Origin of the sequence: Mesorhizobium sp. LNHC232B00 (assembly GCF_000502435.1) — a bacterium.
GTDB lineage: Bacteria > Pseudomonadota > Alphaproteobacteria > Rhizobiales > Rhizobiaceae > Mesorhizobium > Mesorhizobium opportunistum.
The window spans coordinates 283,146-297,252 of record NZ_AYWP01000010.1 but is presented as its reverse complement, the minus strand read 5'-3'; the positions used below and the strand labels follow the sequence as shown (position 1 = coordinate 297,252).

The 14,107-nt window shown below is 62.8% G+C and carries 11 protein-coding genes and 2 pseudogenes; 2 read left to right on the top strand and 11 right to left on the bottom strand.

Annotated elements, in window-relative coordinates; genetic code table 11:
* Together X743_RS153355 and X743_RS153360 are read right to left on the bottom strand one after the other, a co-directional pair.
* Positions 1–925, bottom strand: a pseudogene (locus X743_RS153355) (hypothetical protein); the annotation flags it as partial.
* 76 nt (positions 926–1,001) lie between these two features.
* Positions 1,002–2,300 (bottom strand): adenylosuccinate synthase, encoded by a 1,299-nt coding sequence (locus tag X743_RS153360; RefSeq protein ID WP_023766155.1) that lies wholly within the window; start codon positions 2,298–2,300, stop codon positions 1,002–1,004.
* A gap of 209 nt (positions 2,301–2,509) precedes the next feature.
* On the opposite strand from X743_RS153360, the gene X743_RS153365 reads away from it, so the two are divergent.
* Complete coding sequence (locus tag X743_RS153365) at positions 2,510–3,433, top strand: DMT family transporter (RefSeq protein ID WP_023766154.1); 924 nt, start codon at positions 2,510–2,512, stop codon at positions 3,431–3,433.
* Between the two features lie 24 nt (positions 3,434–3,457).
* On the opposite strand, the gene X743_RS153370 is transcribed toward X743_RS153365, so the two are convergent.
* The 4 genes and pseudogenes from X743_RS153370 to X743_RS1000000173950 all read right to left on the bottom strand — a co-directional run.
* On the bottom strand, positions 3,458–4,675 hold the full coding sequence (locus X743_RS153370; RefSeq protein ID WP_023766153.1) for a cytochrome c: 1,218 nt from the start codon (positions 4,673–4,675) through the stop codon (positions 3,458–3,460).
* Entirely contained in the window at positions 4,672–6,438 is a 1,767-nt protein-coding gene (locus X743_RS153375) for a GMC family oxidoreductase (protein WP_023766152.1), read from the bottom strand. The genes X743_RS153370 and X743_RS153375 overlap by 4 nt, the downstream gene beginning before the upstream one ends.
* Before the next feature lie 2 nt (positions 6,439–6,440).
* Complete coding sequence (locus X743_RS1000000173955) at positions 6,441–6,677, bottom strand: gluconate 2-dehydrogenase subunit 3 family protein (RefSeq protein WP_023766151.1); 237 nt, start codon at positions 6,675–6,677, stop codon at positions 6,441–6,443.
* A gap of 80 nt (positions 6,678–6,757) precedes the next feature.
* A pseudogene (locus X743_RS1000000173950) lies at positions 6,758–6,991 on the bottom strand (gluconate 2-dehydrogenase subunit 3 family protein); the annotation flags it as partial.
* On the opposite strand from X743_RS1000000173950, the gene X743_RS1000000173315 reads away from it, so the two are divergent.
* Positions 6,927–7,130, top strand: a complete 204-nt coding sequence (locus X743_RS1000000173315) for a hypothetical protein (RefSeq protein ID WP_023766150.1) — start codon at positions 6,927–6,929, stop codon at positions 7,128–7,130. The pseudogene X743_RS1000000173950 and the gene X743_RS1000000173315 sit on opposite strands and share 65 nt — an antisense overlap.
* Before the next feature lie 410 nt (positions 7,131–7,540).
* Here the strand turns inward: X743_RS1000000173315 and serA are convergent, their stop codons facing one another.
* The 5 genes from serA to glmM form a co-directional block, all read right to left on the bottom strand.
* Positions 7,541–9,142 carry a phosphoglycerate dehydrogenase gene (gene serA / locus X743_RS153380; RefSeq protein ID WP_023766149.1) on the bottom strand — a complete coding sequence of 534 codons (1,602 nt, stop codon included), beginning with the start codon at positions 9,140–9,142 and terminating at the stop codon, positions 7,541–7,543.
* Between the two features lie 59 nt (positions 9,143–9,201).
* The gene (locus tag X743_RS153385; protein WP_023766148.1) at positions 9,202–10,377 is read right to left on the bottom strand and encodes a phosphoserine transaminase; all 1,176 of its coding nucleotides are present in this window, start codon (positions 10,375–10,377) and stop codon (positions 9,202–9,204) included.
* Between the two features lie 201 nt (positions 10,378–10,578).
* A complete protein-coding gene (locus tag X743_RS153390; protein WP_023766147.1) occupies positions 10,579–11,361 on the bottom strand; it encodes an outer membrane protein in 783 nt (260 codons plus the stop codon).
* A 218-nt stretch (positions 11,362–11,579) separates the two neighbouring features.
* Positions 11,580–12,428, bottom strand: coding sequence for an outer membrane protein (locus tag X743_RS153395; RefSeq protein ID WP_023766146.1), 849 nt, complete (start codon positions 12,426–12,428; stop codon positions 11,580–11,582).
* A 244-nt stretch (positions 12,429–12,672) separates the two neighbouring features.
* Positions 12,673–14,025 carry a phosphoglucosamine mutase gene (glmM, locus tag X743_RS153400; protein WP_023766145.1) on the bottom strand — a complete coding sequence of 451 codons (1,353 nt, stop codon included), beginning with the start codon at positions 14,023–14,025 and terminating at the stop codon, positions 12,673–12,675.
* Between the last annotated feature and the right edge of the window lie 82 nt (positions 14,026–14,107).

Here is a 14,107-nt window from a genome sequence, read left to right as displayed (position 1 = left end):
CGGGCGTAGGCGCATTGGCCGGCGCGTTCGTTGCCGTGGGCGGTGTCGTCAGCGCGGCGACGGATTCGCCCTCGCCTATGCCGCTTTGCCCACCGGCCGGACCGGGATCGGTTTCGCCGCCTTCAGGTGTCAGCCGCTGCGTGAATTTCGTCGCTTCGGCGCCCGCCGCCGGCGGCGTCGCCGCGTCGGTCGCCGGCTTGGCCGGCGCCGGTTTCACCGGCTCGGTCTTGGCAACCTTGCTGCCGTCCAGGCCCAGCATCTTGCCGAAGGCATCCTTGTTCAGCCAGATGCCATAGCCGCCGCCGGCAACGACCAGCAGGGCGACGACGGCGGCAATCAGCCCGCCATAGCTGCGCTTGCGCTCGGCGGGACGCAAACGCTGGAAGGTGTCGGCCGTGGCCGGCTCGTCATCATTGGGAAAGACATCCGGCTGGTCGTGTTCCTGGTCCGCGTCCATGCCCGGCAGGTTCTTGTCAGCCAGATTGAAGGATTCCGGCTGCACCGACGCGGGCTTCGGCCAGCTTGGCTCGGGCTTGGCGGCGGGCGGCGGCGCGGGCCGGTAGGGTTCCGGCCTTGCGGTGGGCGCCGCTGCGGGCGCTGGCCACGACGGCCCCGCATTTGCCGGCTGGCGTGTGTGGTTCGGCTGGTTCTTGTTGCGGTCGATGGAGGAAAAGATGTTTTCCAGCTCGGCGAGCGGATCCGTCTCCGGCACGCTCTTGGTGTAGTCGCGCTCGACACTGGAGATAGCATCTTCCAGACCGCGCTTCTGCTTGGCGGCATCCGACGGCGACAGCGGCGGATCGCGCAGGGCAATCTTGGCTGCGATCGTCGAGCGGGCCTTGTCATAGACCCTCGCCCGCATCTCCGGCGATTGATCGCTGAGGTTGTCTATCGTTTTCTTCAGAACAGCAACGAAATCTGCCATGCTTCAGTCGACCTGTATTTTTGCTTCCGCGCCGGCCCCCGCAAATCAGCCGCAATGCCCGGAAAGGCTTCAGAAACTAGTCTTGAAACGGATCGGTCACAAGTATCGTATCGTCCCGTTCCGGACTGGTGGAGAGGAGTGCTACCGGTGCGCCGATGAGCTCCTCGATGTATCGGACATATTTGACGGCCTGGGCCGGAAGATCGTTCCAGCTGCGCGCCCCGGCGGTGGTGCCTTTCCACCCCTCCAGCGTCTCGTAGACCGGTTCGACACGGGCCTGCGCGCCCTGGCTCGCCGGCAGATAGTCGATCGCCTCGCCGTCGAGGCGGTAGCCGGTGCAGACCTTGATCTCATCCAGCCCGTCGAGCACGTCGAGCTTGGTCAGCGCAATGCCCTTGATGCCGTTGACGGCGACGGCCTGGCGCACCAGCACCGCGTCGAACCAGCCGCAGCGGCGCTTGCGCCCGGTGACGACGCCGAATTCATGGCCGCGCGTGCCGAGGAACTCGCCGATCTCGTTCTTCTGTTCGGTCGGGAACGGTCCCTCGCCGACGCGTGTCGTGTAGGCCTTGGTGATGCCGAGCACATAGCCGATGGCGCCTGGACCGACGCCCGCGCCGGCGGCCGCCTGCCCGGCGACCGTGTTTGAGGAGGTGACGAAAGGATAGGTGCCGTGGTCGATGTCGAGCAGCGTGCCTTGCGCGCCCTCGAACAGGATGCGCTCGCCGGCGCGGCGCTTGTCATCGAGGATCTTCCAGACCCGGTCCATGTAGGGCAGGATCTCGTCGGCGACCGAGGTCAATTCCGTCATGATCGCATCATGCGTGACTTCGGCATGGCCAAGCCCGCGACGCAGCGCATTGTGATGCGTCAGCAGCCTGTCGACTTTCAGGGGAAGCGTTTCCAAATCCGCCAGATCCATCACCCGAACCGCGCGTCGCCCCACCTTGTCCTCGTAGGCGGGGCCGATGCCACGGCGGGTCGTACCAATCTTCGTTCCGGAATTTGAGGCAGCGTCCTCGCGGAATCCGTCCAGCTCCCGGTGCAGCGACAGGATAAGCGCCGTGTTTTCGGCTATTTTCAGGCGATCGGGTGTCACTTCGACGCCTTGCGCCTTGAGCTTCGCCACTTCGGCCACGAAAGCATGCGGATCGAAGACCACGCCATTGCCGATGATGGACAGCTTGCCTTGCCGCACGACGCCGGACGGCAACAGCGACAGCTTGTAGACCTTGCCGTCGACGACCAGCGTGTGGCCGGCATTGTGGCCACCCTGGAAACGCACCACGACATCGGCGCGCTCCGACAGCCAGTCGACGATCTTGCCCTTGCCTTCGTCGCCCCACTGCGAGCCGACGACCACCACATTGGCCATGTTTCTTTTCCCTTGAGACGCCGCCGAGCGGCTTGGATTTGGTTCGAAACGACAGGCCTCTATAGCGTCAAGACCTCGCGAGTGCGACCTTTCTTTGCCGCCGAAAATGCCCTGAGGCACAACAATTTTCGGCTTTGACATCATTTACTTGGGCTGACGGGGGCAATAGGCCGGCAAGACCGTGGCCATCCCACGGCCGGAATCCCGCGATGCATCGAAGCGCTTACATATTCCTGCTGCTCACCACGCTGCTGTGGGGTGGCAATTCGGTGGCCGGCAAGCTGGCGGTCGATCACGTCTCGCCGATGACGCTGGTCTTCCTGCGCTGGGTGCTGGCGGTAGCGATCCTGCTGCCGATCGGCTGGCGTACGATCCAGGAGGACTGGCCTGTCGTGCGCCGGCATTGGTTCGTGCTGGCCGCACTTGGGGCCAGCGGCTTCACCTTGTTCAACACCATCTTCTACACCGCGCTCAACTACACGACGGCGATCAATGTCTCGATCGAACAGGCGGCGATGCCGGTCTTGATCATCGTCGCCAATTTCATCTTCTTCCGCTTGCGTGTGAGCTGGGCGCAGATTGCCGGCGTGGTGCTGACCATCTTCGGCGTAGTCCTGACTGCCTGCCATGGCGATCCGCGCCGGCTGCTCGCATTGGAACTTAATTTCGGCGACGCCATCATGCTGGTGGCGGTCGTCCTCTACAGCGGCTATTCGGTCGGGCTGCGGATGAAGCCGGTGATGCGTTGGCAGAGCCTGATGCTGTCCCTTGCGGTCGCCGCGCTCATCACCTCGCTGCCCTTCTTCCTGTGGGAGGTCGCCGCCGGCAAGGTCATCGTGCCCGACGCGCGCGGCTGGACGGTGATCGTCTATACCGCGATCGGCGCCTCGGTCATCTCGCAGATAACTTACATCAGGGGCAACGAACTGATCGGCGCCAACCGCGCCGGCCTGTTTATCAACCTGGTGCCGATCTTCGGCACGCTGCTGTCGGTGGTGATCGTCGGCGAGACATTCCAACTCTATCAGGCGCTGGCACTCGTGCTCGTGCTTGGCGGCATCGCGCTCGCCGAATACAGCGGGCGAAAGACGGCGATACTTAACCGCTCCAGGGTGCCGAACCGCCCCGCATAGGTTCGCTCTGGCCGCTTACAGCCGCTACTGCACCAATTCCTTGCGCACCGCCGCGATGTCGTCGGATGAGACGGCCGGAGCGGAATTGCCCCAGCTGCCGCGCACATAGGTCAACACGTCGGCGATTTCCTGATCCTTCAGGCGCCATGCCAGCGAAGGCATGGCGGGCGTCGTCGGCGCGCCGGCCGTGTGGACGGCCTGGCTTCCGGCGAGAACGACCCGGGCAAGCGTTTCAGGATTGCCCTGCGCGACGATCGAATTGCCGACAAGCGTCGGGAAGAGCGCCCCGGCCCCGACACCATCGCCACCATGGCAGGCCGAACAATTGTCGTGGTAGATCGCCTCGCCCGCGGCCATCCTCGCTTCATCCGGTTTTGGCGCCGACGCATTGCCAGCATCCGAACCCAGGCTCTTGAGATAGACGGCGACCGCCTTGAGGTCGGGTTCCGTCATCTTCGAGGTCGAGTTTTCAACCGCCTCCGCCATCGGGCCGGACGCGATCGAATGCGCGCTGACGCCGGTCCTGAGGTAGGCGACTACATCGTCCTCCGACCATTTCCCGAGGCCGGATTGAGCATTGTTGGTGATATCAGGCGCGAACCAGCCCTGCAGCGATGCGCCTTGCAGGAAAACGCTGTCCTGATCAGCTCCAAGGAAGGATTTGGGCGTATGACAGGTGCCGCAGTGGCCTGCCCCCTGCACGATATAGGCGCCACGGTTCCATTCCGCCGACTTGGACGGATCCGGCTTGAAGCCGTCCTCGCTGAAGTTGAGCAGATTCCAGCCCCACATCGCCAGCCGGACATTCAGCGGGAATGGCAGTTGATTGGCTTCGACCTTGTTCGAAACCGGCTCGACCGTTGTCAGGTACGCCCACAGGTCCGAAATGTCCCGCTCGTTCATCCTGGTATAGGCAGGGTATGGCATGGCGGGATAGAGCCGCACGCCATCGTGGCCGATGCCCGTCTTCATCATGCTGCGGAAATCGGCCTCAGACCAATTGCCGATGCCCGTCTCGTGATCGGGTGTGATGTTGGGCGGCACCAGCGCGCCGAACGGTGTTTCCAGCGGCAGGCCGCCGGCCAGAGGTTTGCCGCCCGGTCTAGTGTGACAACCCGCGCAGTCGCCGAGCACGGCCTGGTATCGGCCGCGTATGATCTGGTCCGCCTGGTCGGCAGCCATTGCCGGGGCGATCGCGAGCAGCGCAGCGCTGGCGGCGAATGTGAGAGAGAGCGTTCTCACGCTTGCACCAGCGGTGCGCCGGGATTGCGCAGATACTGGTTGCGGATGGCATCGGCGGCCCGGAAGGCCAGCGCGCCGACCGTTCCTGTCGGGTTCTTGCCGGCATTTTGCGGAAAGGCCGACGCGCCGATGACGAAGACGTTGGGCACATCCCAGCTCTGCAGGAAGGTATTGACGGCACTTTTCCTGGGGTCCGTGCCCATGATGGCGCCGCCCGTGTTGTGGGTGCTCTGATAGGGTACGCTGTCCCAGCCCTTCTTGCGGCGGCCGACGCTATACTGCTTGCCGCCGAGCGCTTTGGCGATGTCCTCCATCCGGTCGCAGAGATAGTTCGACATGCGGATATCGTTGTCGGGAAAATCGAACGTCATGCGCATCAGCGGCCGGCCGAAGCGATCCTTGTAGGTCGGGTCGAGGTCGAGATAGTTGGTGCGCGTCGCGTAGCTGCTGCCCTGCGACGAGAAGCCGAGCGTGCTCTTGTAGCCTGCGACGGTGGCCTTCTTCCAGGCGCTGCCCCATTTCGGCGTGCCGGGCAGCGTCGGCCTGGTGGCGATCGGGCGGCCATTGGTGGGGATGCAGTTGATGCCCGCGCCACCGACGAAATCGAGTGCGCCGTGATCGAAGGCGTCGCCATTATAGTCGTCGATCGTCTGTCCGAGCGCGCCTGCGGCGATGAACGGATTGAAATTTTTGTCGTCGAAGAACACCTGAACGCCGGCATTTGTCTGGTAGCAGTAATTGCGGCCGACCGTTCCTTCGCCGGTGACGGGGTCGTAGATCTTTCCGATACCCGACAGCATCATCAGGCGGGCATTGTGCAGGCCGTAGGCGCACAAAAGCACGAGATCGGCCGGCTGGAAGAATTCCTGCCCCGACGTATCGACATAGGTCACGCCGCGCGCCGACTTGCCGCCGGAGGCGAGATCGACATGCAGCACTTCGCTGTCGGTGCGGACCTCGAAATTGGCCTTCTTCATCAGGACGGGAAGGACGGTGGTCTGGGCGCTCGATTTGGAATAGTTGGCGCAGCCAAAACGCTCGCAGAAACCGCAATAGGTGCATTGCCCCATCGTGATGCCGAGCGGATTGACATAGGTCCGCGACATGTTGGCGGACGGCGTCGGGAACGGGTGCAGGCCGATCGACCGGCCGGCATTGGCAAACATGGTCGGTGCGTAGGTCATTTCCATCGGCGGGTTCGGATAGTCCCGAGCCCGGGGATCCTCGAATGGATTGCCGCCTTCCTGCAACTTGCCCTTGATGTTGCCGGCCTTGCCCGAGATCCCCGCCAGATATTCGAACTGGTCGTAATAGGGCTCCATTTCGGCGCCGGTCACGCCCCAGTCCTCGACCTGAAGGTCCGCTATCCTCGCCGCGCCGTATTTCCGGGTCAGGTTGGTCTTGATCTGAAAGTCCGAATCCCAGAACCGCCACGTGTGGCCGTTCCAGTGGACACCGGCGCCGCCGACACCATTGCCGGGCAGGAACGAGCCGAAATCGCGCATCGGCAACGCCGTCTGCGACGGGTCGTTGCGCATCGTCATGGTTTCCACGGCCGGCTGCAGGAACAGGTCGCGCCGGACGCTGTAGCGCAATTCGTCCTGCGCATAGCCGATGTTGAAATCGGTTGCCGTGTCGCGCCATGGACCGCGCTCGATGGCAAGCACGTCGAGGCCCTGATCGGTGAGTTCATGGGCGAGGATGGCGCCGGTCCAGCCGAGGCCGACGATCACGACATCTTTGCGGGGCAGGATCGTCGTCATCGTCAGCTCCTCTTCGTGAACCATTCCGGGCTGCCCTCTATGGAGACAGGCGGCCGCGGATAGGGCTGATTATGCTTGCTGACATGATCACGATAATCATAGCGCGCGCCGGGAAAACCGAGCATGCGCCACGACACCATGTCCTTGTTGCCGCCATAGACCGGATCGGCGAAGAACCCTTCCATGGTGTTCTGCAGCAGCAGCCCAAAGAAGCCGGCAGCCTTGACGCCGTCAGGCAATTCGACCTTTCCGGCNCATCCCGCTGCTTCAGGAAGGCGTCGATGGCAGCGAGCCCGGTGCGGTAGCGCTGGGCGGGATTGGCGTCGCCCTGATAGCCCTGCGTGGGCAATCCCGGCGCGAATGGCCCTTGTGTGTAGAGCCGGCTCGAGGTTCCGAACGCGCCCGTCAATTGCCTGTCGATATAGACGGCACAGCCGGCTTCCTTGCCCCCCATGCTGAGATCGTCGGCGGGAACGAGGCGGTCGACGATGGCCTCGACCAAGGCCGCTTCCTGTGGCGTGAAGAATTGCCAGCCGCCAGGAACGACCCGCATCGGCGGATCGGACGACAAGGGCGTCCAAGGCAAGGATCCCGAGAACGAGCGGGCGAAGCTTGCCGAGGTCGCCGTTACCGTAAACATCGCGACTGAAGACAGGAAAAGGCGCCGGCTCAGCCGGACAGTATTGCGATGATCCATCGAAGGCTCCTCGACAGCAACAGGCACACGCCGAAAGCCGCAGCCAAATTCATGACGAAAACTGTAAAGTTTAAGCCGCACCAATCAGTTGGCGATAGCCTGCGAAAAGAAAGCGGGATCGTCAAGCAGAACACTGGATCGTTGGATTGGGCCAGGCTTTTTGCTTATCGTCACCTGCTAATGTACCAGAAACTGAACAAACAATCCTTGGATCAGTCCGGAACTTGCTGCCGTCAAGCCCGATCCCGGGGGACGGCCTGGATTTCCGGGATCGCACACCGACGTCCACCACAGGCGTAATCCGCCGGCTGACTTAAGGACCAAAAACCGAAACGCGCCCGCGTGCTCGCCGGGCACGCGGGCGCGTTTCATCACAATGCGCCTGCCGGTTATGAAGGTACGGGCCTAAACACCACCGACGTCGAACTGCAGCCGCTTGGCCGAATCGATCGACTTGTGTGCCCGCACCTGTTCCAGCACCTTTTCCGGGAACGGCGCGTCGAGGTAGAGCAGCGCGATGGCGTCGCCGCCCGGGCGGTTACGGCCAAGCTGGAAGTTGGCGATGTTGACGCCGTTCTCGCCGCATACCGTGCCAAGCAGGCCGATGATGCCGGGCGCGTCGGCATTGGTCGTGTAGAGCATGTGCTGGCCGACCTCTGCATCGAGATTGATGCCTTTGATCTGGATGAAGCGCGGCTTGCCGTCGGAGAAGCAGGTGCCGGCGATCGAGCGCGTCCTGTGCTCGGTCGTGACGGTCAGCTTGATATAGCCGTCGAACACGCCCGACTTGTCGCGCTTGACTTCCGCGACGATGATGCCGCGCTCCTTCACCATGATCGGCGCCGACACCATGTTGACGTCGGAGACCTGCGGCCGGATCAGGCCGGCAAGTGCCGCACTGATCAGCGCGCGCGTGTTCATCGTCGCGGTCGAACCGTCGAACAGGATCTCGACCTCCTTGATCGGATCCTCGGTGACCTGGCCGACAAAGGCGCCGAGCACTTCCGCCAGCTTGACGAAAGGCTTCAGCCGCGGCGCTTCCTCCGCCGTGATCGACGGCATGTTGATGGCGTTGGAGACGGCGCCCTTGATCAGATAGTCCGACATCTGTTCGGCGACCTGCAGCGCGACATTCTCCTGCGCTTCCGCCGTCGAGGCGCCGAGATGCGGCGTCGCCACCACGTTCTCCATGCCGAACAGGGCGTTCTGCTCGGCCGGTTCGACCTCGAACACGTCGATGCCCGCACCCGCTACCTTGCCGCTTTTCAGCGCCGCGATCAGGTCGGCCTCGACGACCAGCCCGCCGCGGGCGCAGTTGATGATGCGCACGCCGTTCTTCATCTTGGCTATTGCAGCGGCATCGATGATGTTGCGCGTCTTGTCGGTTAGCGGCGTGTGCAGCGTGATGAAGTCCGCGCGGGCGAAAAGTTCGTCGAGTTCCACCTTGTCGACGCCGAGTTCCTCGGCGCGCTTGTCCGACAGGAACGGGTCGAAGGCGATGACATGCATCTTCAGGCCGACGCCGCGCGTGGCGACGATCGAACCGATATTGCCGCAGCCGATGACACCCAGCGTCTTGCCGGTGATCTCGACGCCCATGAAGCGGTTCTTCTCCCATTTACCGGCATGGGTCGAGGCATTGGCTTCCGGGATCTGGCGCGCCAGGGCGAAGATCATCGCGACGGCATGTTCTGCCGTCGTGATCGAATTGCCGAAAGGCGTGTTCATCACGATGATGCCCTTGCGGCTGGCCGCAGGGATATCGACATTGTCGACGCCGATGCCGGCGCGGCCGACGACCTTGAGTTTGGTGGCGGCGTTGATCAGCTTTTCGGTGACCTTGGTCGCCGAACGGATGGCAAGGCCATCATACTGGCTGATCACCTCAAGCAGCTTTTCCTTGTCCTTGCCGAGGTCCGGCAGATAGTCGACCTCGATGCCGCGATCCTTGAAGATCTGGACTGCGGTGGTGGAGAGTTTATCCGAAACGAGAACGCGGGGCGCCATGGCGGCCTCCTTGAAATGGATTGTCGGGAAATGGCGGCCCGCGGGCCGCCACGAAAATCTCAGGCCGCCGCTTTCAGCGACGCCTTCTGCGCGGCGAAGGCCCAGTCGAGCCAGGGCAGCAGCGCTTCGAGGTCCGAAGCCTCGACCGTTGCGCCACACCAGATGCGCAGGCCGGGGGGTGCGTCGCGATAGGAGCCGATGTCGTAGGCAACGCCCTCCTTGTCGAGCGCCGAGATCAGGCCCTTGGCGAAAGCCGCCTGCGCGTCGGCGTCGAGTGCCGCGACTTGCGGATCGGTGAAGGACAGGCAGACGGAGGTATTCGACCGCGTTGCCGGCTGGCTGGCGAGATGGCCAAGCCATGCGGACTTGTCGACGAAGCGATCGAGCACCGCGGCATTGGCTTCGGCCCTGGCGACCAGGGCATCGAGGCCGCCGATCGACTTCGCCCAGTTGAGCGCGTCGAGGTAATCCTCCACGCACAGCATCGACGGCGTGTTGATGGTCTCGCCCTTGAAGATACCTTCGATCAGCTTGCCGCCCGAGGTCAGGCGGAAGATTTTCGGCAGCGGCCATGAAGGCTTGTAGCTCTCCAGCCGCGCGACGGCGCGCGGCGACAGGATCAGCATGCCGTGTGCGCCCTCGCCGCCCAGCACCTTCTGCCAGGAGAAGGTGACGACATCGAGTTTCTCGAAATCGAGCTTTTGCGCGAACGCAGCCGAAGTGGCGTCGCAGATGGTGAGGCCGTTACGATCGGCCGGGATGAAATCGCCGTTCGGCACGCGCACGCCCGACGTGGTGCCGTTCCAGGTGAAGACCACGTCGCGGTCGAAATCGATCTTGGTGAGATCAGGCAGTTCGCCGTAGCCGGCTTCGATCTTGCGCACGTCGGCGAGCTTCAACTGCTTGACCACATCGGTGACCCAGCCGGAGCCAAAGCTCTCCCAGGCGACCATGTCGACACCACGCTCGCCGAGCAGCGACCACAGCGCCATCTCGACAGCGCCGGTGTCCGACGCCGGCACGATGCCGATGCGGTAGTCAGCCGGGACCTTGAGGATTTCGCGCGTCAGCTCGATTGCCTGTTCGAGCTTGGTCTTGCCGATCTTGGCGCGATGGGAACGGCCAAGCGCGGCATGCTTCAGCGCCTCGACCGACCAGCCGGGGCGTTTTGCGCAGGGACCTGAGGAAAAATTGGGATTTGCCGGACGGAGTCCGGGCTTCGTAGGGGTCGTCATCGTGGTCTATCCTTCCAGATAGTGGCCCCTCGTTGGGGAGGGGTGGCCCACGGACGGCGATATGCGTTCAGGCCTCGGGCGTCAAGAGGAAAGTTTTTGTCGCTGGCAGGATACTGGCGATCCGAGATCAGGATTCCGTGATTTCAAACGCAAACGGCGGACCGCAAGGATCCGCCGCCAAAGCCGTGATGTGTCCCGAGCCTACCAGAGATCGTAGCGCAGACCGAGCTTGACCTGGTGATTGCTGATCCCCTTTTTGACCGGAAAGGAGGTCAGGCTTTCGGCTGTCACATATTCGGCGTCCGGGGCGGAGAAGTACTGATAGCCCAGATCGACGGAAACATTCTTCGTCACCTGGTAAGCCAAACCGGCATTCAGTGTGTAGGCCAGCGAGTACTGGTTCTTGTTGTCCTTCTGGGTGAGATTGTTTGCCGGGTCATTGTTATCGATGTAGGTCGCCGAAAGCTTGCGCGTACTGCGGACGACACCGACGCCGGCGCCGATATAGGGAGTGATCCCGACGTAGGTGCCAAGATCGACATAGCCGTTGAGCATGCCCGAGAAGGCGTAGTTCTTCAGCGATGCCGATCCCACGGTCGGCAATGTCGGCAACGTTACGACCGCTGAATCATTATAGCTGGCTTCGGCGCTGTTGCCGGGCAGATAGCCAAAGTTGAGATCGGCGCGGAGGTAATCGTTGAAATGATATCCGAAGCCTACGCTCCCGAAAAATGCGTCTTCGCTCTGACTGAAGCTTTCGTTGTTGATCGTTGACGGGAAGGTGAAATCCCCATTCTTGAAGCTCTTCTCCACCAGGTAGGAGACATCGCCGCGCAGGTACCAACCGGAGCCAACCTCGACAGGCACGTAATCGGGCGCTTGATCGACATAGATCGGAGGATCGTAGTCGGCGGCCAGGGCTGGTGTCAGCGGCAACAGGGTGAGCGCGGCAAGCGCCTGCGCCATACGCGATGTGAGTGTCATGGTCCCCGGCTCCCGCATTCGGCCCCGTCCGCGATCGTGACGGCTGCCATCGTTTCAAGGAGCATTGTTAACCATAGTGGTTAAGTCGGAGTTAAGGCTAACAGAGCGTTAGCGGATTGATTTGGAACGCGAACTCATCCGGGCCGCCCGGCTCGAGACCGCCAAACGAAAACCGCCCGGCTGAGCCGGGCGGTTCGCGATTGTTCCGATGTCGGAGGTTACTTGGTGTAGATCGGCTCGGGTTCGGGCTGGTAGGCCACCACCGGTGCGGCGCATCCGTTGTTGCCGCCGAACTGGTAGCGCAGGCCACCGCGCACTTCGTGGGTGTTGATGCCACGGTCGAAGCCAGGACCGGCGCTGCTTGCATCCCACTCGAACATGCGGCCGCCCTGGATATGCGAGAAGCGATAGCCTGCATCGAGGATGACCTTGTCGGTCAGGCAGTAGGAGGCACCTGCCATCAGGGCGTAAGCGAAACGCCAGTTGGACGAGCCGGGATTGGTCTCGGCGGTGTTCGGGTCGTAGACGGTATCCCACTTGACATGCGCGCCGCCGATACCGGCGCCGACATAGGGCGTGATGCCGTGGTAGGTGCCGATATCGACATAGGCGTTGGCGAGCAGCAGGAAGGCGCTCATCTTCGACACTTCGACCGAGGTCGTGGGGTTGCCACCCGAGTCCACGCCGGAAGTGCTGCCATTGAAGTTCGACTTGAACCAGTAGTCGGCGGTCAGATCGGTGCGGAAGTGATCGTTGATCTTGTAGCCGACGCCGCCGCCGAGCGAGAAGCCGCCCTTGAGCTTGCCGGAATCGAAACTGTTGCTGCCCGGCGTGACCACGTTACAGGGACAGATGGTGTAGGTCGTGTAGTCGATGCCGCGCACGTCCGACTTGTGATAGTCGATGTCGCCACGGATATACCAGCCGCCGACATCGGCAACCGGCTGTTCGTAAACCGGCGGCGGTGCCTCTTCGACCTGCGGCTCCGGCAGGTCGGCCGCGAACACTGGCCAGGCCAGACCCGCGAACAGCAACGCGAACAGGGCCTTTCTTGCTGTATTGAACATGCTTGTCACCCCTAGAACCCTCGGAACGGCGATCGTGTCCGGATAAGATTTGGCTTTCAGGCGTGGATAATGAATTGCAAAAGTTAAAAGGCATTTAACCCTGTCGATTAACCACGAATCTGTAAAATCCGAAGCATTCGAGGGTAATATCGAGAGCGGGATCGGTCCTGCCGCCAACGAAAAAAGCCCGCCGGAGGGGGCGGGCTTTCGATGTAGCAGGGCGACGCACTCGGCGCGCCGGAGATCAGGCGGCGCTGCGGGTTTCCGAGATGACCTCGACGATGTCGTTGACGACGGCCTCGACCAGTTGCGGATCGTCACCCTCGGCCATGACACGGATCAGCGGTTCGGTGCCCGATGGCCGGATGACCAGCCGCCCGGCCTTGCCGAGGCGATGACGGGCATCCTCGATGGCGGCCTTGACCGGGGCTTCCTCGAGCGGTTTGCCGCCGGCGATGCGGACATTCTTCAGGAGTTGCGGCACCGGCTCGAACTTCTTCGACAGATCGCTGACCGGCCTGCCCTGCCGCTTGATGCAGGCCAGCACCTGCAGGGCCGAGACGAGACCGTCGCCGGTGGTCGAGAAATCCGAAAGCACGATGTGGCCCGACTGTTCGCCGCCGACATTGAGCCCGTGCGCGCGCATATGCTCCACGACGTAGCGGTCGCCGACCTTGGTGCGGTGCAATTGCAGCTTCATGTCGGCGAGGAAGCGTTCGAGGCCGAGATTGGACATGACCGTCGAAACGACGCCGCCGCCAGCAAGCCGCCCGCTCTGGTGCCAGGACTCGGCGATCAGTGCCATGATCTGGTCGCCGTCGACGATGGCGCCATTTTCATCGACGATGACGACGCGGTCGGCGTCGCCGTCGAGCGCGATGCCGATGTCGGCGCGCACTTCGTGCACTTTCTTCTGCAGCCCCGCCGGATGGGTCGAGCCACATTCCTTGTTGATGTTGAAGCCGTTGGGTTCGACATTGATGGCCACGACTTCGGCGCCGAGTTCCCACAGCGCCTCGGGCGCCACCTTGTAGGCCGCGCCATTGGCGCAATCGACGACGATCCTGAGGCCCGAAAGCGACATCGAGCGGGGCAAGGTGCGCTTGGCGAATTCGATGTAGCGGTCATGCACGCCGTCGACGCGCTTGGCCCGGCCCAGCCCGTCGGAATCGGCGAGCGCCAGTTCGATATCCTTGTCGAGCATGCTCTCGATGCGCTCCTCGATCTCGTCGGAGAGCTTGTAGCCATCGGGCCCGAACAGCTTGATGCCGTTGTCGTAATAGGGGTTGTGCGAAGCCGAGATCATGACGCCGATGTCGGCCCGCAGCGAACGCACCAGCATGGCCACCGCCGGCGTCGGGATAGGGCCGAGCAGGAACACATCCATGCCGGCAGCGCAAAGACCGGCCACCATGGCGTTCTCGATCATGTAGCCGGAAAGCCTGGTGTCCTTGCCCAGAACGACACGATGGCGATGGCTGCCGCGCTGGAACGAAAGGCCGGCGGCCATGCCGACCCGCATGGCGATTTCCGCGGTCATTGGAAACTTGTTGGCGCGCCCGCGAATGCCGTCCGTGCCGAAGTAATTTCCCGCCATGCTAACCAGCATCCCTGATTGTTCTTAGCCGGCACGTCATGCCACAATTGGCCCGCGCCCTATGATCACATTGTGTGATTAT